This is a genomic window from Gordonia lacunae (assembly GCF_002149015.1).
GTDB lineage: Bacteria > Actinomycetota > Actinomycetes > Mycobacteriales > Mycobacteriaceae > Gordonia > Gordonia lacunae.
On sequence record NZ_NGFO01000008.1, the window covers coordinates 85438 to 103970 of the forward strand.

The 18533-nt window shown below is 67.4% G+C and carries 14 protein-coding genes; 2 read left to right on the forward strand and 12 right to left on the reverse strand.

Annotated features, from left to right (window positions below; genetic code table 11):
* Window positions 1–81 precede the first annotated feature (81 nt).
* The 9 genes from CA982_RS08980 to CA982_RS09020 are packed head-to-tail and all read right to left on the reverse strand — an operon-like array spanning window position 82 to window position 9617.
* Window positions 82–990 carry a hypothetical protein gene (locus CA982_RS08980; RefSeq protein WP_086534996.1) on the reverse strand — a complete coding sequence of 303 codons (909 nt, stop codon included), beginning with the start codon at window positions 988–990 and terminating at the stop codon, window positions 82–84.
* A 59-nt stretch (window positions 991–1049) separates the two neighbouring features.
* Window positions 1050–2222 carry an MlaD family protein gene (locus tag CA982_RS08985; RefSeq protein WP_086535073.1) on the reverse strand — a complete coding sequence of 391 codons (1173 nt, stop codon included), beginning with the start codon at window positions 2220–2222 and terminating at the stop codon, window positions 1050–1052.
* The gene (locus tag CA982_RS08990; protein ID WP_425269059.1) at window positions 2219–3406 is read right to left on the reverse strand and encodes an MlaD family protein; all 1188 of its coding nucleotides are present in this window, start codon (window positions 3404–3406) and stop codon (window positions 2219–2221) included. Before CA982_RS08990 ends, CA982_RS08985 begins: the two co-directional genes overlap by 4 nt.
* Window positions 3403–4503 (reverse strand): MCE family protein, encoded by a 1101-nt coding sequence (locus tag CA982_RS08995; RefSeq protein ID WP_086534997.1) that lies wholly within the window; start codon window positions 4501–4503, stop codon window positions 3403–3405. Before CA982_RS08995 ends, CA982_RS08990 begins: the two co-directional genes overlap by 4 nt.
* Window positions 4504–4529: 26 nt before the next feature.
* A complete protein-coding gene (locus tag CA982_RS09000; protein ID WP_086535075.1) occupies window positions 4530–5519 on the reverse strand; it encodes an MCE family protein in 990 nt (329 codons plus the stop codon).
* On the reverse strand, window positions 5516–6550 hold the full coding sequence (locus CA982_RS09005; RefSeq protein ID WP_086534998.1) for an MCE family protein: 1035 nt from the start codon (window positions 6548–6550) through the stop codon (window positions 5516–5518). The genes CA982_RS09000 and CA982_RS09005 overlap by 4 nt, the downstream gene beginning before the upstream one ends.
* Window positions 6547–7881 carry an MlaD family protein gene (locus CA982_RS09010; RefSeq protein ID WP_086534999.1) on the reverse strand — a complete coding sequence of 445 codons (1335 nt, stop codon included), beginning with the start codon at window positions 7879–7881 and terminating at the stop codon, window positions 6547–6549. The genes CA982_RS09005 and CA982_RS09010 overlap by 4 nt, the downstream gene beginning before the upstream one ends.
* Window positions 7882–7891: 10 nt before the next feature.
* On the reverse strand, window positions 7892–8758 hold the full coding sequence (locus tag CA982_RS09015) for an MlaE family ABC transporter permease (protein ID WP_004021203.1): 867 nt from the start codon (window positions 8756–8758) through the stop codon (window positions 7892–7894).
* Window position 8759: 1 nt separating this feature from the next.
* Complete coding sequence (locus CA982_RS09020; RefSeq protein WP_086535000.1) at window positions 8760–9617, reverse strand: MlaE family ABC transporter permease; 858 nt, start codon at window positions 9615–9617, stop codon at window positions 8760–8762.
* 389 nt (window positions 9618–10006) lie between these two features.
* On the opposite strand from CA982_RS09020, the gene treZ reads away from it, so the two are divergent.
* Window positions 10007–11719, forward strand: a complete 1713-nt coding sequence (gene treZ / locus CA982_RS09025; protein WP_244176185.1) for a malto-oligosyltrehalose trehalohydrolase — start codon at window positions 10007–10009, stop codon at window positions 11717–11719.
* A 323-nt stretch (window positions 11720–12042) separates the two neighbouring features.
* On the opposite strand, the gene ilvA is transcribed toward treZ, so the two are convergent.
* Window positions 12043–13419 carry a threonine ammonia-lyase IlvA gene (gene ilvA, locus CA982_RS09030; RefSeq protein WP_086535077.1) on the reverse strand — a complete coding sequence of 459 codons (1377 nt, stop codon included), beginning with the start codon at window positions 13417–13419 and terminating at the stop codon, window positions 12043–12045.
* Between the two features lie 208 nt (window positions 13420–13627).
* On the opposite strand from ilvA, the gene CA982_RS09035 reads away from it, so the two are divergent.
* Window positions 13628–14614 (forward strand): SMP-30/gluconolactonase/LRE family protein, encoded by a 987-nt coding sequence (locus tag CA982_RS09035; RefSeq protein ID WP_086535001.1) that lies wholly within the window; start codon window positions 13628–13630, stop codon window positions 14612–14614.
* Here the strand turns inward: CA982_RS09035 and CA982_RS09040 are convergent.
* Entirely contained in the window at window positions 14557–14826 is a 270-nt protein-coding gene (locus CA982_RS09040; RefSeq protein ID WP_086535078.1) for a hypothetical protein, read from the reverse strand. The genes CA982_RS09035 and CA982_RS09040 overlap by 58 nt on opposite strands.
* 133 nt (window positions 14827–14959) lie before the next feature.
* Window positions 14960–18502, reverse strand: coding sequence for a DNA polymerase III subunit alpha (gene dnaE / locus CA982_RS09045; RefSeq protein WP_086535002.1), 3543 nt, complete (start codon window positions 18500–18502; stop codon window positions 14960–14962).
* Window positions 18503–18533: the final 31 nt, after the last annotated feature.

Below are 18533 nucleotides of genomic sequence, written 5' to 3' on the forward strand. Positions count from 1 at the left end.
GGACGAACGAACGAACGCGCCACCGGATTCGGTGGCGCGTTCGTCTGTCCGGGATCCGGCTGGGTGGGACCCCTGGTCGGATCAGCCGGCCGGGGCGGGAGCCGGCTGGGGTGCCGGAGCCGGCTGCGACGGCTGCGGTGCGGGTGTTGCACCTGCGCCCGGCAGCGACTGCGACGGATCGATCTGGCCGCTCGGACTCCCCGGCGGGCCGTCCACCTTCGACACGAGCCACTTGCCGTCTTCCTTGCTGAGGTCCAGGCGGAAGACCATCAGGCTCGTGCCGCCGTTGGGCAGCTTGACGCTGCGGCCGGTCACCTCCGCCATCACCACTGTCTGGGCGGTGTCGGCGTCGACGGTCTCGACGGCCACCACGCTGATGGTCGAGGACACCTCGATGTTCAGCGACTCCACGTTCGCCTCGGTGTCGGCACGCTCCTGCTCGAGGCGGGTGCGCAGCTCGCCCGTCGACAGCGGGCCCAGCAGTTCCTTGGAGTTGCCCGCGTTCGCGGCGTTGAGGGTGGTGACGAGCTTGGTCACGAAGTCCGCCGAGGCCGCCTTGGAATCGGCGAATGCGTCGGCCTCCCGCTGGAGGTCGTAGGCACGCCAACCCAGAAACGCGACGAGGGCGACGAGGGCGACCGCCACGACGGCGGCGAGGACCTTCTTGATTCCACCACCGGTCACCGTGAACGAGATCTCCCGCCGCCCCGCCGAGCCCGTCGAGGAGACGTCGGGTTCGGTCGTCGGGTTCTCCGTCGCACTCGGTGCCGAGGCCGCCGCAGCCCCGGAGCCGCTGCGGCGGGCGGACTTACCGCGTGGCGCCGCACCCGCGACGGGCGACTCCGTCGAGCCCGTCGCGTCGTTCTCCGACTCGTCGTCGGGCGTCGTCGCACCGGTCTCGGCGGATGCGGCTGCGTCGGTCTCGGCGGGAACGGCGTCCGCCTCGTTCCCGGCGTTCGGGTTCACCTCGGGGTCATTCCGGTCAGTCATCTACAGGTCACACAACTTGTCTGTCGTCGTCGAGTGGCCGTCAGTCGTCGAGCGGCCCTTCACTTGTCGAGCGGAACGGTACGGGCGTTCGGGTCGTAACCCGGCGGCGGTCCCGCGGTGTCATCGCCCGGCGGCCGCGGCGCATTGGCCGAGCCTCGGATCTGCTGGCGCGGATCCTCGGTCACACAGTACAGATTGGTCGGGATGGTCAGCTCGAGGATCTGCGTCGGCCTACGGGGGGTGACCGGGTAGTTGCAGCTCGGGCGCGGGTAGACCGAGCCGAACGCCCACCACGCCCCATCGTGGAACATGGTGAGGCTCTTGACGCTGGCATCTCGGATGGCGGGGAACAGCGTCGCCAGCGCCGGCGCACGGAGTGCGCCCTGTTCGGCGATGTCGACGAACTGCTTCGTCACGTCCGTGATCGGATCGGTCAGCTGGTTGATCGACCCGGCCAGACTCGTGAACTGGGACGGGCCACGGTCGAGGAGCTCGCGGAGTTCCTTGTCGGACGACGCCGCCGCGTTCACCAGCGAACTCAATCCGGCCACCGTCGTGCCGAAGTCGGGCTGGATCTGCGCGGTCGTCTTGAAGATGGTGCCCGCGTTCTGGATGAACTTGGTCGTCTCCGGCAGCGCCGTGTACAGCTTCGCGAAGATGGTGCCGCCGGAGTCGAAGATCACCGACAGATCGTTCGGGCCGTCCTCGTCGTACAGTGCGATCTTCAGATTGTCCACGGCGGAACGAAGTTTCGCGGGATCGATCTGGTTGATCAGTTCCAGCGAGGACTCGAGCAGCTGCGAGAACGGTACGGTCACCTCGGTCTGGTCGGCCCGGATGACGTCGCCGTCCTCCAGGTAGGGACCGTCGGAGGTGTCCGGTTGGAAGTCGACGTACTGCTCACCCGCCGCGGAGAGTCCCAGCGCCGCGACCTTGGTGTCGCGGTTGATCTTGTACCGATCATCGACCGTGACCACGACCTTGACCGAATCCGGTTGCACCCGAACGGTGTCCACGTCGCCGATGCTGGCGCCGCGGAGGGTGACCCCCGAGGTCTCCTGCAGACCGCCGGAGATGGGGAACTCGATCGTGAGCGAGTACTTGTCGGCAAACGGTTGCCACCGCAGGACACTCAACGTGAGGTAGCCGAGTCCGACGACCATCACGAGCACCAGGGCGATGTTGCCCACGAGCACCGAATTCCGGCGAAGGACTCCGAACACGCCGCTCATCCGCAACACCCCTTGGTCCCGGTGATCCGCGCCAACAGGCGGGTCAGTGTCTGCTGCAACGCAGCCGAACCCTCGTCGACGTCCTCGATCTCGGGCAGCCTGCTCGCCGAGTCGAATCCGACACCGGGGCTGAGCCAGTACACCTTCGACGACACCGCAGCCGCGCTGCCCGGCGTGGACTTGACCCACTTCGGCGTGAGCGTGTGCAGGTTGTCGGCCAGCGACCCGAGCGGACCGGCGGCCTGCCGGAGGCCGGCCAGCACCGTCGACAGATGACCGAGCATCTCGACGAGATTGTCCTGGTCGGTGTCGAGGAAGTCGTTGGTCGCCGCGGTGACCTGCTGGGTCTTGTCCAGCGTCGTCAGGATCGTGGCGATCTGCCCGTTCAACGACTCCAGGGCCGGGCCCAGCTTGTTGATCGACGCCATGATCTGTGCGCGCCCGTCGGCGAGTTGTCCGGTCAGGACACGCGTGGTCGCCAGCGACCGGTCGACCGCCGCCGAGCTCTGGTTCAGCTTGCGGATACCGGTCGTCAGGCCGCGGATGGCACCGTTGAGGTCCGTCGGGTTCGTCGCGACGGCGCTGCTCAGTTCGGTGAGGATGACGGTCAGCGAGTTCAGCGATCCGCTGTCCACGACCCCGCTCATGCTGATCAGGAGATCCTCGACCGTCGCCGCGGCCGACGTCGGACCGGTGAGGGTGTCCCCGTCGACCATCAGGCCGTCACGCGCCTCGATCGGCGGCAGCAGCGCGACGAACACATCGCCCAGCGGCGTGGCCTGGCGCAGCTCGGCACCGGTGCCCACCGGGAGTTTGGTCTTCTTGCTGACCTCCATGGTCACCAGGGCGGTGTAGTCCTTGGCGACGAGGTCGGTGACCTGTCCGACGTCGGTTCCGTTGAGCTTCACCTTCGCCCGCGTCGGCAGGTTCAGCGCGTTGTCGAACTTCGCGTTCACCGTGATCGAGTCCCCGATGCCGCCCGGTGCGGGCAGCGGGATCTGTTCGACCGTGAGACTCGGGAGCAGACCGCACCCGGTGAGTCCCATCAGTGCGGCGAGCAGCACCGCGAGCACGCCGCCCCGGCGGAGCCGGTCGTCGCGATCGGGCCGGCGGCGTGACCGCGCCGGCGACGGACGCCCGTCCGGTCCCGGGCGGTCCAGCGAGTCCATCGTCGCCGCTCTCATTTCGTCAGCTCCAGCATCGCCGAGTAGATACCGAGATCAGGACCGAAGTCCTTGAGCTTGCCCGTCCGGCAACCGTCCTTCTGCAGGTTGATCGCCTCACAGAACTTGGCGAGCAGTTCGTTGTCGACGAGGGACTTGTCGAGGAGCACCTGTGCGCGCCACGCGCCCTGCTCGGCCGAGATGGAGTTGCTCAGATTCTGGAAGAGCAGCGGTCCGACGTCGATGGTCTCCACCACCTGCCGCGAGTAGTCGCTGAGGTTGGCGGTCAGCGCGGCGAGCCGGTCGAACGACACCGACATCGTGTTGGTGTTGTTCTGCAGGAACACGGTCGTGTTCTGCAAGGTCTGGTTCAGGTTCCCCAGCGTCGCGAGCAGACCCGGCGCCTGGTCGCCCAGCAGCTCCGAGACCTCGTTGACCGACTTCGAGAAGGCCGTCATCTTCGGATAGTTCTGCACCAGGGTGGTGGTCAGTCCCTCGATGGTCTCGATGATGTCGACGAGGGCATCGCTGTTGCCCGCCACCACGTCCGACGCCCCACCGAGCTCGTCGAGCGCCGCGCGGATCTCCTCGCCGTTGCCCGTCGCGATACCGGAGGTGATGTCGATCATCTCCGCGAGCGGCCCGGGTCCTTGACCTTCGCCCTTGAGTGCGACGACCAGACCGTCGATGGCGTCGAACAACTCGCCGACCGAGACCGGCGCCTTCGTCTCCTTCAGGACCGATCCGTCCTCGAGCTTCGGTCCGCCGTCGTAGGCCGGTGAGAGCTCGACGTGCCGCGTGGTGACGATCGAGGTGTTGACGATCGCCGCGGTCGCGTCGGCGGGGACCGGAACGTCGTTGTCGATCGTCATGGTCACCTTCACCCGGTCGCCCTGGGGCTCGACCGCGGTGACCTGACCGACCGGCATGCCGAGGACGGCGACGTCGTTGCTGACGTACAGCCCGGCGACGTTGTCGAAGTAGGCCGTGACCTCGATGGCCTGTCCCACGGCCGCTTTCCAGCTCCCGGGGATCATCGAGCAGCCGGAGAGCCCGAGAATGCCCAGCAGCGCGATCCCGATCAGCAGGATCGGGCGGCGACTTCCGTTGGCGTACATCGTCGTACCTGTCGTCCTGTCCGCGGTCAGCATCCGTCCACCACCCGGGCCAGGCACAGCCAGTTGTCCGGGAAGATGCCCCACGGCAGGTAGCCGTTGGCGTAGGGCCCGTCACCGATGACGTTGTTGGTCAGGCGAGCGGTGACCGGCAGGATCTCCAGCAGTTTGCGGAGATTGTTGCGGTTCTTCTCCAGCCCCTGCGTGATCGTGTTCAGATTCGCCATGATCGGCGCGAACTGGTTCGCGTTCTCGCCGGCGACCGCGGTCGCCTGCTCGGTGAGCTCGGCGATGCCGTCGAGCATGCGGGTGACCAGTTCTTCACGCGCGACGATCTTCTGGGTGAGGTCGCGTCCCTGCCCGACGATCACGGCCAGCTGGGCCTGATTGTCGTCGACGATGCTCGTGATCGTCTTGGTGTCGGCGATCAACTGATTGATCTGGTCCTTGCGGTTGGTGATGACCTTCGACATCTGGGTGAGCGCCTCGAAGGTCGGCTCGGTGATGGCCGGCACCCCGGCGAGCTGCCGATTGAGGGTCCGGATGCTCTCGGAGAGCGTCTTGTCGTCGATACCGGTCAGGATCGGCGCCCCCGCCTCGATGGTGCGCTGCAGGTCGTAGGGCACGGCGGTCTTCGCGATGTGCCCGTCGGGCGCGTCCTCGGGCGAATCCCCCAGCGACACATCGATGTAGCGCTGACCGAGCAGCGTCGACATCTTGATCTCCGCCGAGCCGTTGGACGTGACCCGGACGTCGTTGTCGACCTTCATGGTGATGGCCACGTGTTGCCCGGCGAGTTCGGTCTCGGTGACCTCGCCGACGTCGATGCCTGCGACGCGGACCTTGTCCCCCGGCCGGATACCGCCGGCCTGGGCGAAGTCGCCGGTGAGCGTCTGTTTGCCCAGGTGAGCCGTCGCGAGAACGGTCACGCCCAGCAACAGGGCGACGATGACGACGGCACCGATCAGGCCGAACCACACCCGCCGGTTGGTGCGGAAACTTCTACGGAACCAGCTCATCGGCACACCACCGAGTGATTCGTGCCGCCGATCTTGTTGAAGATGCCGGGCGGCAGCAGGACGTCACCGATGGCGACGTCGAGATCGCACGCATAGATGTTCAAGTAGGCGCCCTCACCGAGCACGAGCGGGAAATGACCGAGGAAGACCGGGGCGTCGACCGCCATCCGATCGAGTTTGGCGCCGTTGCTGATCAGCGTGTTGGTGGCGATCCGACCGTCGGTCGCGGCGTTGGCCAGACTCTGCCGGCTCTCGCTCAGCACGTCGGCGAATCCGCTTGCGGTACGGCCGATGTCGGTCACCGCGCTGCCGAAGGCCGCCGAGTTGGAGTTGAGATTGGCGATCAGCGCCGACATCGACTCGATGACCGTGCCCAGCTGGCCTCCCTGCCGCGACAGGTCACGCATCACCACGCTCAGGTTGTTGATGATCGCACCGAGCACGACATCGCGGTTGGCGGTGTCCTCTGCCAACCGGCCCACCTCGGCGACCGTGTAGCTCAGCGACACCGAATTGCCCTGGAACGCCTGGATCAATCCCTCGGACAGGGCGTTGACCTGCTCCGGGGTGAGGGTCTCGAACACCGGCTGGAATCCGGCCAGCAGCGTGGTGACGTCGAAGGAGTCCTCGGAGGGCAGTTCGAGCGTCGACCCCGGGTCGAGCGGTCGGCTCTCCCGGTTCGGGACGAGGGTCAGGTTCAGATACCGCTGCCCGATGAGGTTCTGATAGCGGATCGCCGCGCGGGTGTTGGTGTAGACCTGCTGGTTGTTCTGCACCTCGAAGGTGACCCGCGCGCGACCGTCGGTGAGTTCGATCTGGTCCACCCGGCCGACGCGGACGCCGGCCATGCGGACGTCGTCGCCCGTGGCGAGACCCGACGCGTCCTTGAAGTAGGTGGTGTAGCTGTTCGTCGTCCCCGGCACCGAACGTTCCAGCGTCGAGAAGATCACGTAGGTGACCAGCAACGCGGCGATGCCGAAGATCGTGAAACCGATCAGCGGTTTGCGGATCGACTCCGAGGCCGCGCTCATCGTCCTCCTCCTTGGCCGTCGCCGCCCGCGGCGCCGGTGGCGTTCCGTACGTCGAGCGACTGAACCAGTGGTCCGAGCATGATCGTGTCGGCGGCCGAGGGAGTCCGGCGCAACACTGTGCCGAGGGTCTTGTTGTCGGCATCGGTGGTCACGGTGCCCACCGGCTTGTTCCGGCGCATGCCGTCAGAGGGGTAGATCGACAGCGGACCCGACATGGTCGGCCCCGTCCCCGTTCCCGGCCCGACACAGCCCGGACCGCGCAGGGTGCCGTACGGGCCACCGTCGTAGACCGGACAGTTCTGCCGGGTGTAGCGCTGGAAGGCACCGAAGCTGACGCCGATGTTGAGCTGTACGTGCCCGTTGGTGCCGGTGAACACCGTCAGCACCCGGGCGGCCAGATTGTTGAGTGCGATCACGCCCTGGGGCAACGAGTTCGGTTCCAGGACAAGCGCACCCAGCATCCGGTTCAGATCGGTCACGAGGCGCTGACCGCCGTCGCCGTTACGCGCGAAGAGCAACTGGGTCTGATCGAGCAGCCCCTGGCTCGCCGTCAGCACCGCGGTCAGGTCGCGCTGCTTCTCCGCGATCGTCACCGCCGGGATCACGCTGCGTCCCAGGGTGTCGAGGAGCTGCGGCGCCGACTGTGACAGTCCGGTGAGCGCGGCGTCGAAGTTGTCGAAGCCGGGCGGGGCGCCCGGCGGGAACTGGGCGTTGATCGAGTCGAAGTAGGTCCGCAACACGCCGACGAACGACCCGAAGACCGACCCGCCGCCCTTGAGAGCGTCGGCGATGGTGCCGAGCACCTGCGCGAGCTCTTCCGGCGGCACCGCGTCGAGGATCTGCTTCAGCTCGTTCTGGGCGTCCTGCAGTTTGATCGTCTCGAGCGACTTGTCGGCCGGGATCACGGCACCGGCGGCGAGCCGGTCGCCGCCCACCTCGGCGGGCGGGACCAACTCGACGGAGTTGACGCCGAAGAGGTTCGACGGAACCGTCCGCGCGGTCACCGAGGCGGGAATCCCCTCGGCCTGCGCCGGCTCGATGTCGATGCCGACGTTCTTGATCAGCCGGGCGGCATCGGTCTGCGAGTCGTCGTCGACGGCGATGGACTTGACCGTCCCGACGATCAGCCCGTTGTACCGGACGTCGGCACCGTTGGAGAGGCCGTCGCCGACGTCGACGAGGTCGGCGGTCACGGCCACCGTCTTGCTGAACGTCCCCTGGTAGCGCATGAAGAGCAGCACGAAGATGACCAGCAGGACGAGCAGGAAGGCGACGCCGCGCAGCACGTACTGCAGCAGGGAGGGATTGCGCCCGTCGGTCGCGATGTTCACGGTCTCCCCCTCAGCCCGATATCTTGATTCCGGGCGAGGTGCCCCAGAACACGAGTGTCATGACCAGATTCGCGAACACGATGACGATGATCGCGAGGCGGATGGCATGTCCGGCAGCAACTCCCACTCCTTCGGGTCCCCCTGAGGCGAAGTAGCCGTAGTAGCACTGGATGAAGGTCGTCAGCAGGACGAAGACGATCACCTTGATGAACGAGAACAACATGTCCCACGAGACGAGGAACTGGTTGAAGTAGTACAGGTAGGTGCCCCCACCCTGACCGCTCTGCACCATGAACATGAACTGGCAGGCGAGATAGTTCGCGGCCAGCGACACCGAGTAGAGCGGGACGATCGCCAGGACCGCCGCGCACATCCGGGTGGTGACGAGGTACGGCAACGGCCGGATCGCGATCGCCTCGAGCGCGTCGATCTCCTCGGCGATGCGCATCGAACCCAGCTGCGCGGTGAACCGGCAGCCCGACTGGGCGGTGAACGCGGTCGCGGCGAGCAGGGGCGCGATCTCACGGGTCGTCGCGAACGCGGACAGACCACCGGTCACCGGCGACATGCCGAGCAGGTTGAGGGCGGTGTAGCCCTCGATCCCGACCGTCGCGCCGCCCATGACCCCGAGGATCACCATGACGCCGACGGTTCCGCCGCCGACCACGATGGCGCCGTTGCCCCACGCCACGTCGGCCAGCAGGCGCCACACCTCTTTGCTGTAGTGGCGGAACGCCAGCGGAACCGCACCGATGGACCGGACCAGGAACGTGATCAGGTGACCCATGGCGGCCAGCGCATCGCGCGGACCGCGGTACACCGCCTTCGCGGCCTCGAGCGGCCGCAGGGCCGGTGGCACATACCGTGACGCGGTCATCTCACACCACCTTCGCCGGGAACAGGATCGTGAACAGCTGGGTCAGGATCACGTTCACCGTGAACAGCAGCAGAACCGAGTTGACGACGGCGGCGTTCACCGAGTTGGCCACGCCGGCGGGCCCGCCCTTCGTCGAGAGTCCGCGATCGCAGGCGACGATCGCCACGATCGCGCCGAATATGACGGCTTTGGCCAGGGCGAACATCAGGTCGGCGGTGGTCGCGAAGGACGCGAAGGTCCCGGTGTAACTGCCCGGTGTGCCGCCCTGGAAGTAGACGTTGAAGACGTAACCCGTGATGAACCCGACGAAGCAGACGAATCCGCAGAGGAGAAAACTGACCACCATCGTCGCGAGCAGTCGCGGGGAGATGAGGCGCTCGATCGGGTTGACGCCCATGACGCGCATCGCGTCGATCTCGTCGCGGATCGTGCGCGAGCCCAGGTCGGCGGCGATGGCCGAGCCGACCGCGCCCGCCAGGAGCAGCGACGTGACCAGCGGGGCGCCCTGCCGGATCACGCCCAGGCCCGTCGCAGCGCCGGAGAACGAGGTCGCACCGACCTGACCGGCGATGTTGGACACCTGGATCGACACGATGACGCCGATCGGGATCGCGACCAGGAGCGTCGGGAAGACCGAGGTACTGGCCATGAAGGCGCACTGCCGGACGAACTCGCCGAACGGGAACCGTCGCTTGAAGAGGTCGACGAACAGGGTCCGGAACACCTCGACGAACATGCCCAGCTGGCGTCCGAAGGTGTCGAACGACGCCACGATGTGGCCGTTGTACCACGACCGAACCGCCCCCGGTCTCTTGCGACCCACCTCCTCGTCGTCCGAGGTGACTGCGTTAGTGCTCAATCCCTACCCTTGCGTCTCGGCTTACCCGTTCACCGGCCGTCAGGTCGCGATCGCGCGCGTCGTGGCCGACGCGCGTCCTCGTTTCCGCAGAACCCCTCCGCGTGCCCCCCGTGGGCAGGAGCGCCGCGGGTAACATACCCCATTCTCGTGGTCTGAATGTGTCCGGCCTCACACTAACCCGGCGACTGCGTCTGTCCGAGGTCCGACATACCTTGCATGATGTGACGAATCCCCCGACCGCTTCCGCTGGTGCCCAGAGCACAATAACCTGGTCGGCCGACCAACGGGAACAAAACCTATCACTTCGTTCCATTGGGGAGCCTTTTCGGGCACCCCGATCCCTGGGCGAGATCCGTGTCTGGGCCCCGAGTGCACAGGTCGTCGAGCTCGTGACCACGAGCGGCACGGGCTCGGCCCAGGAGCGCACCCCCATGTCGGCGGCGCCGGACGGATGGTGGGAGGTCGACGCCGCGCCGGCCGGCGGCACCGGTGGCGAACTCCGCTACGGCTTCTCGGTCGACGGCGGACCAGCGCGTCCGGACCCGCGCGCCGTCCGGCTGCCGGGCGGGGTGCACGAACTGTCCGCGCTGTTCACTGTCGAGGCCGACGCCTGGACCGACACCGCGTGGGCCGGCCGCGACATCCGGGGCGCGGTGGTCTACGAGCTGCATCTGGGAACGTTCACGGCCGAGGGCACGCTCGACTCCGCGATCAGCCGCCTCGACCACCTCGTCGGGCTGGGGGTCGACTTCGTCGAACTGATGCCGGTCAACGCGTTCAACGGTGACCACAACTGGGGTTACGACGGCGTCGGCTGGTACGCGGTCCAGGAGACTTACGGCGGCCCCGCTGCGCTGGCCCGGTTCGTCGACGCCTGTCACGGTGCAGGACTGGGCGTCGTCCTCGACGTCGTGTACAACCACCTCGGCCCCTCCGGCAACTACCTACCCGACTTCGGGCCCTACCTCAGCGAGGGGACGACATCCTGGGGGTCGTCGGTCAACCTGTCCGATCCGGACTCCGACGAGGTGCGCGCGTTCATCATCGGCACCGCGTTGCGGTGGTTCAGCGAGTTCCATGTCGATGCACTGCGTCTCGACGCCGTGCACGCGCTCGCCGATCACCGCGCCGTCCACATCCTGGAGGAGCTCGCCGCCGCCACCGACGACCTCGCCGCCCGTCTCGGGCGCCCACTCTCGCTGGTCGCCGAGAGCGATCTCAACGATCCCCGGATGATCCTGCCGCGCACCGTCAACGGGCTCGGACTCACCGCGCAGTGGGACGACGACATCCACCACGCGATCCACACCCTGGTGTCCGGCGAGCGGCAGGGTTACTACGGCGACTTCGGGAGCTACGGCTGCCTGGCGAAAGTCCTCACCGGCGGCTTCTTCCACGACGGCACGTATTCGTCGTTCCGCAGGCGTCATCACGGCCGGCCGATCCCGACCGGCACCGTGCCCGCGTCCGCCCTCCTCGCCTACACCTGCAACCACGACCAGATCGGTAACCGGGCGGTCGGCGACCGCCCGAGTGCCTATCTCGACGGCGGGCAGCTGGCGATCAAGGCGGCGTTGGTCCTGCTGTCCCCCTTCACCCCGATGCTGTTCATGGGTGAGGAATGGGCCGCGGCGACACCCTTCCAATTCTTCACCTCCCACCCGGAGCCGGAACTGGGCCGCGCCACGGCCGAGGGGCGCAAGGCGGAGTTCGCCGAGCACGGCTGGGACAGCGACGACGTGCCCGACCCCCAGGACCCGGCGACGTTCGAGCGGTCGAAGCTGGACTGGACCGAACTCGACGAGCCCGACCATGCCCGGATGCTCGACTTCTATCGCACGCTGACCGCACTGCGGAAAGCCGAAGCGGCGCTGCACGACCCGGCCTTCGCGTCGGTGTCCGTCGAATTCGACGACGCATCCGGCTGGTTCGCGATGCATCGCGGGGACTGGTCGGTGGTGTGCGTGCCCGGGGACGAACCGGTCGCCGTGCCCGTCGCGCTCGACGTCGAAGTGGCGTGGGAGCCGGTCCGCTCCGACGACGCCGGACTCACCTCGCCGGGACACAACGTGATCATCGGTCGCCGCGGCAACGCCTCATAGCCCGAAGCCGCGTGTGCCGCGGCTTCGGGCAATGGGCTCGGGGTGGTCAGACGGCGTCGGTGGTGCCGTCACCGTCGACATCGGTGAGTGCGGCGTCGACGGCTCCGTCGCCGTCGGTGTCGATGAGAACGGCGTCGGCGGGGATCTCGGTGCTCATAGTGGGGTCCTTCCAAGTGGAGGAGCACTGGTGTGCAGTGCTTCTGGGCGGTTCATGTACTTGGAGGCGACCCCGGCCGGGAATGTTCCCGCGTTGTCGAGAGTCGTTCGGATGGCGGACACCGGGGCTGCGGGCATACGCCTCGGCCCACGAAGCAGCCGACGTCCTACGTGAGGTAGGCGTACGCCGGGGAACCCGGCTCGAGGCGCTCGCAGTGCAACCGCGAGCGGTCCATCCGGTCCATGAGCCCGCCGAGGCCGTCGCGGTGCCCCAGCTCGATCCCCACCAGCGCGGCGCCGGTCTCGCGGTTGTTGCGCTTGACGTACTCGAACACGGTGATGTCGTCGTCGGGCCCGAGCACCTCGTCGAGGAACCGCCGCAGTGCGCCCGGCTCCTGCGGGAAGTCGACGAGGAAGTAATGCTTCAGACCCCGATGGACCAGCGAGCGTTCGATGATCTCGCCATAGCGGGACACGTCGTTGTTGCCGCCGGAGACGAGACACACCACCGAGGCGTCCGCCGGCAGCTGCAGCTTGTCGAGGATCGCGACGGCGAGCGCCCCCGCGGGTTCGGCGATGATGCCCTCGTTCTGGTAGAGCTCGAGCATCGCCGAGCAGATGGCGCCCTCGTCGACATGGGTGATGTGCGCGGTTCCCGGCGCGGGCGTGAACGGTTCGTCCGGCACCACCCGCACGGCAGGCGTCGGGGTGATCTGGGCGAGCACCGGGTGGTCGGTGACCGTCGCACCCAGGTCCGACAACACGCGATGTCCGATGGCCCCGATGCGTTTGACCGCCGCGCCGTCGACGAAGGGGTCGATCTCGGCAAGGGTGACCGGTCCCCCGTTGACGAGGGCCGCGCTCAGCGAGACCGCACCGGTCGGTTCGACCCCGACGATCGTGACGTCGTCGGAGAGGCCCCGGAAGTAGGTCGCCATCCCCGCGAGACATCCGCCGCCGCCGACCGGGGCGACGACCACGTCGGGGACGCGGCCGAGCTGTTCGACGATCTCGTGGGCGATGGTTCCCTGGCCGGCCGCGGTCCGCGGGTCGTCGAACGCGTGGATCCACACCGACCCGGTACGGATCACGTCGTCCTGCGCAGCCGCCGCGGCGGCGTCGTAGGTTTCCCCGACGGCCCGTAGTTCGACGAAGTCGCCACCGTGCCAACGGATTCGATCCCGCTTCTGTTTGGGCGTCGTGGTCGGGACGTAGATGCGCCCGGGCACCCCCATGCTGCGGCAGGCGAATGCGACGCCCTGGGCGTGGTTACCGGCGCTGGCCGCGACGACTCCGCGCGACAGTTCCTCGGCGGAGAGCTGAGCCATCACGTTGTAGGCCCCGCGCAGCTTGTACGACCGGACGGCCTGGAGATCCTCACGCTTGAGGAAGATCTCGGCACCGGTGTCGGCCGACAGCCGCGGACAGATCTCGAGTGGGGTACGCGCCACCGCGTCGGCAATGCGGATCGACGCGGCTTCGATCGCGTCTACCGACAAAGCCTGCTGATGGACCGGGACGTGGTGCGTACTCACGACAGCCATGTTCTCACTGTCGGCCGACGATCCGGCCCTGTGGGTTGCGGTCAGGCCGTCGGCATCGCGGTCGAATCGCGATCGCGGCACATTGGCCCGCTCGGTGGCGTAACACTGGACGGTGCGTGTGAAAGCGGCCCGGACGGGGAACCTCCCCCACGACCGTCTCACTCGCGACCACCGACGGCGACCCAGCCCCACCCACCAGGGAGCAGCCATGACCTCTCGTCGAACCTTCCCACCCCGCGCTCGTCGACTGTCGCGGCTGGCCGCGCTCGGCGCCGCCGCCGCCCTGGCAGTCGGGCTCGGAGCCGCGGTGGACCCCGCACCGGCGGCGGCCGCCCCGGTGTGTGCGGGCGCCGGACAACCGGCGCGACTCGTCGGCTCCGTGCCCGGCGCGGCCCTCGAGAGCCTGACCGTCGATGCCGGTGGCCGTCTCTACACCACCGATCTGATCACCGGCCGCGTGTATCGCCTCGCCCGACCCGGCGCACCGGCCGTTCCGATCGCGCGCGTGCCGGGCGGAAGCGGAGCCGGCGCGCTGGCCTGGACCCCCAGCGGCACCCTGCTGGTCGGCTACGGTGCCGATCCGCGTGTGTTCGTCGGCGACGCGCTGCGCCACGCGTCCATCGCGCGTCTCGATGTCAACACCCGCGCGCTGCGCCCCTGGGTGTCCGGACTCTCGGCAGCCAACGGAATGGACGTCTCCGCGCGCGGAAATATCTACGCCACCAATGATTTCGGCAATCTCATCGGCCGGGTGAGCCCCGCCGGCGCCGTGCAGGCGGCCTGGGGAGCGCTGCCGAGCGCCAACGGAGCAGTCCTCGGACGCGGCGACGGGTGGCTGTACGTGTCACGGACGTTCGTGAACCCCGGCGTCAGCCGGATCTCCACCGCGAATCCGCGAGTCGTGCAGAATCTGCTCAACGTCGGTGCGCCCTCGACTCCCGACGGATTGACGCTGGATTCGCGCGACCGGCCGATCGTGCCGTTCAACGCGACGGGCGAGATCGTGCGGGTCACCTCGCCGGGCAGCTACTGCGTGCTGGCTGCCGGACTCCCGACCTCGAGTGTCGTCTCGTACGGACGCGGGAACCGCGGATTCTCGGCAGGACGGCTGTTCCGCGCCGGATTCGACGGTCGGATCTACGAGATCCCGGGCGGGTTCGACGCCGGGGCGACAGCTGCCGTTCCGGGCAGGTGACGCTCGCCCCACCACACGGCGAGGAGGGCCAGTCCGCTCACCCAGGCGGTGACCTCGAGCGAGCCGACGAGCACGAGACTCACCAGCGCAACCGCCGCGGCGACCACGAGTGCGTGAACCTTGTGCGCGGGCCATGGCACGCCGAGGACGTCGACGGTGCGGGCTGCACGCGGCTCACGATGGCTGGAGTCGACATCGATCAGGGTCGTCATCTCGAACCACTCCCTCACTGGCCGCGTGCACTGGACGTTGGCGTCGAGTGTAGCGGATGGCGAAGGAAAATGTTCGGGCACCCGAATCCTCGGTCACGGCCACGGGAAGTCGCGCACCCAGGGCGCCCTCATCTCAGCTCAGACAACTGGGTCCGAGGAGTGCCTTGAGGTCGCCCATCAACGCCGAACTCGGCGCCACGCGCAGCGACTCGGTCAGTTTCAGCTGAGTCTGCCGCTTGTCGCTGACCAGGGTGACGTGCACGTCGGCCATGCCGGGGTGCCGGGTCAGCACCTGCTTGAGCGCGGCGACCCGATCCGGGGTGCACAGCCGGGCCGACAGCGTGAGGGCCACGGGCTTGGTCGCTCCGGCGGTCTCGAGGTCTGGCACCGCGAGGTCGTTCGCGCTGATCATCATGCTGTCGTCACGCAGGTTCACCCGCGCCTTGATCAGCACGATGTTGTCGGCGACGATGTCCATCCCGTACGCGGTGTAGGCCCGCGGGAAGAAGTAGACCTCGACACCACCGACCATGTCCTCCAGCGTGACCGCGGCCCACGGCTCACCCTTCTTGTTCACCCGGCGCGTCACCGACGAGATGATGCCGCCGATCGTGATCTGGGCGCCGTCGGCGACGTTCCCCTCGAGCAGCGTCGAGATCGACGTGTCGGTGTGCGCGGCGATCGCGTGTTCGACGCCACTCAGTGGGTGGCCGGACACGTAGAGCCCCAACATCTCTCGTTCGATGGCGAGCTTGTGCTTGGTGTCCCATTCCTCCTCGGGGACCTTGACCGCGAACACCTCGGCCATCGAGTCGTCGGCTCCGCCGGCGTCGCCGAAGAGGTCGAACTGCCCGATCGCCTCGGCCTTCTTGGTGCCGATGACCGATTCGACGGCCTCTCCGTGCACGAGGAACAGACCCTTGCGCGGGTGCCCGAGTGAGTCGAACGCCCCGGCCTTGATCAGCGACTCGGTGACCTTCTTGCTGCACGCGGTGACGTCGATCTTGCCGAGGTAGTCGGAGAAGTTGGTGAACTTCCCCTTCTCCTCGCGCGCCGAGATGATCGACCCGACGACCCCGGACCCGACGTTGCGGATCGCGGCCAGGCCGAATCGGATGTCCTTGCCGACCGCGGCGAAGTTCCGCTGCGATTCGTTGACGTCGGGCGGCAGCACGGTGATCCCGAGCTTGCGGCAGTCGGCCAGGTAGATCGCGGCCTTGTCCTTGTCGTCGCCGACCGAGGTCAGCAGACCGGCCATGTACTCGGCGGGATAGTTCGCCTTGAGGTAGGCGGTCCAGAAGGACACCAGTCCGTAGCCCGCGGCGTGCGACTTGTTGAACGCGTACCCGGCGAACGGCAGGACGGTGTCCCACAGCGCGGTGATCGCGGCCTGGGAGAAACCGTTGTTGCGCATTCCCTCCGCGAAGCCGTCGTAGGCCTCGTCGAGGATCTCCTTCTTCTTCTTGCCCATCGCGCGACGCAAGAGATCGGCCTGTCCGAGCGAATACCCGGCGACCTTCTGCGCGATCTGCATGATCTGCTCTTGGTAGACGATCAGGCCGTAGGTCTCCGACAGGATCTCCTTGAGCGGCTCCTCGAGCTCCGGATGGATCGGCCGGATGTCCTGCAGACCGTTCTTGCGCTTGGCGTAGTCGGTGTGGGCGTTCACACCCATCGGGCCCGGCCGGTACAGCGCGAGGACGGCGACGATGTCCTCGAACCCGGTGGGCTGCATCATCTTCAGGAGTTCACGCATGGCCGCGCCGTCGAGCTGGAACACACCGAGCGTGTCACCACGGGCGAGCAACTCGTAGGTCTTGGGATCCTCGAGCGGCAAGGCGTCGAGGTCGAGGTCGATGCCCCGGTTCAGCTTGATGTTCTCTAGGGCGTCACCGATGACGGTGAGGTTGCGCAGCCCGAGGAAGTCCATCTTGAGCAGACCGATGGCCTCACACGACGGATAGTCCCATCCGGTGATGATCGCGCCGTCCTGCGCGCGCTTCCACACCGGGATCGCGTCGGTCAGGGGCTCCGACGACATGATCACCGCGCAGGCGTGGACGCCGGCGTTGCGGATCAGCCCCTCGAGCCCGATCGCGGTGTCGTAGATCTTCTTGACGTCCGGGTCGGTCTCGATCAGGGTGCGGACCTCGGCGGCCTCGCCGAAGCGCTCGTGCTCGGGGTTGGTGATGCCCCAGACCGGGATGTCCTTGGCCATGATGGGCGGCGGGAGTGCCTTGGTGATGCGGTCGGCGATGGCGAAGCCCGGCTGACCGAACTGCACGCGCGCCGAGTCCTTGATCGCGGCCTTCGTCTTGATGGTTCCGAACGTGATGACCTGGGCCACCTTGTCGCTGCCCCACCGGTCGGTCGCGTACCGCACCATCTCGCCTCGACGACGGTCGTCGAAGTCGATGTCGATGTCGGGCATCGACACACGCTCGGGGTTGAGGAATCGCTCGAAGAGCAGTCCGTGCGGGATCGGGTCGATGTTGGTGATGCCCAACGCCCAGGCCACGAGGGAGCCGGCCGCCGACCCACGGCCCGGGCCCACCCGGATGCCGACCTCGAGTGCGTGGCGGATGAGATCGCCCACGACGAGGAAGTAGGCCGGGAACCCCATCTGGATGATGACGTCGAGTTCGTAGTTGGCGCGCTGCAGGTACTCCTCGGGTACCTCGGTGCCGGCGAACCGCCGCTCCGCGAGGCCCTTGGCGACCTCCTTGCGCAGGAACGTCTGCTGCGTCTCGCCGTCGGGCACCGGGAAGACCGGCATCCGGTCGCGGTGCGTGAAGACCTCTTTGTAGGACTGGACGCGCTCGCCGATCTCGAGGGTGTTGTCGCACGCCCCGGGGACGATCGAATCCCACTGCTCGCGCATCTCGGCCGCGGACTTCAGGTAGTAGCCGTCACCGTCGAACTTGAACCGGGTCGGGTCGGAGAGGGTCTTGCCGGTCTGCACACACAGCAGCGCCTCGTGCGCGGCGGCGTGCTCCTTGGTGACGTAGTGACAGTCGTTGGTGACGATCGGCTCGATGCCCAGCTTGCGGCCGATCTCGAGCAGCCCGTCGCGCACGCGACGTTCGATCTCGAGGCCGTGCTCCATCAGCTCGAGATAGAAGTTGTCCTTGCCGAAGATCTCCTGCCACTTCGCCGCGGCCTCGAGAGCCTCGCGGTCGTGACCGAGCCGGAGTCGCGTCTGCACCTCACCGGACGGGCAGCCCGTCGTCGCGATGATGCCCTCGGCGTGCTCGGCGATCAGGTCCACGTCCATCCGCGACCACTTGCCGAGCTGTCCCTCGATCGACGCCAGGGACGACAGCTTGAACAGGTTGCGCAGACCGGTCGCGTTCTCGGCGACCATCGTCATGTGCGTGTACGCACCCGAGCCCGAGACGTCGTCGCTCTTCTGCTCGCGGGTGCCCCACTGGATGCGTTTGGTGTCGAACCGCGAACCGGGCGCGATGTAGGCCTCGATACCGATGATCGGCTTGATGTCGTTCTTGACCGCGGTGTTGTAGAACTCGCTGGCGCCGAACATGTTTCCGTGGTCGGTCATGCCGATCGCGGTCATCCCCAGACGTTTGGCCTCGGCGAACAACGGGGACACCTTCGCCGCACCGTCGAGCATGGAGTACTCGGTGTGGTTGTGCAGGTGTACAAACGAGTCCGTCACGGCGCCTCTTCTGTCCAGATCAGTCGGTAGA

What these genes read in the sequence shown, in the direction of transcription:
- CA982_RS09000 (WP_086535075.1), bottom strand. Translation starts at nt 5,519, where the DNA reads ATGAGCTGGTTCCGTAGAAGTTTCCGCACCAACCGGCGGGTGTGGTTC.
- CA982_RS09040 (WP_086535078.1), bottom strand. Translation starts at nt 14,826, where the DNA reads ATGACGACCCTGATCGATGTCGACTCCAGCCATCGTGAGCCGCGTGCA.
- CA982_RS09015 (WP_004021203.1), bottom strand. Translation starts at nt 8,758, where the DNA reads ATGACCGCGTCACGGTATGTGCCACCGGCCCTGCGGCCGCTCGAGGCC.
- ilvA (WP_086535077.1), bottom strand. Translation starts at nt 13,419, where the DNA reads ATGGCTGTCGTGAGTACGCACCACGTCCCGGTCCATCAGCAGGCTTTG.
- CA982_RS09005 (WP_086534998.1), bottom strand. Translation starts at nt 6,550, where the DNA reads ATGAGCGCGGCCTCGGAGTCGATCCGCAAACCGCTGATCGGTTTCACG.
- CA982_RS08990 (WP_425269059.1), bottom strand. Translation starts at nt 3,406, where the DNA reads ATGAGAGCGGCGACGATGGACTCGCTGGACCGCCCGGGACCGGACGGG.
- CA982_RS09035 (WP_086535001.1), top strand. Translation starts at nt 13,628, where the DNA reads ATGACCTCTCGTCGAACCTTCCCACCCCGCGCTCGTCGACTGTCGCGG.
- CA982_RS08995 (WP_086534997.1), bottom strand. Translation starts at nt 4,503, where the DNA reads ATGTACGCCAACGGAAGTCGCCGCCCGATCCTGCTGATCGGGATCGCG.
- CA982_RS08985 (WP_086535073.1), bottom strand. Translation starts at nt 2,222, where the DNA reads ATGAGCGGCGTGTTCGGAGTCCTTCGCCGGAATTCGGTGCTCGTGGGC.
- CA982_RS08980 (WP_086534996.1), bottom strand. Translation starts at nt 990, where the DNA reads ATGACTGACCGGAATGACCCCGAGGTGAACCCGAACGCCGGGAACGAG.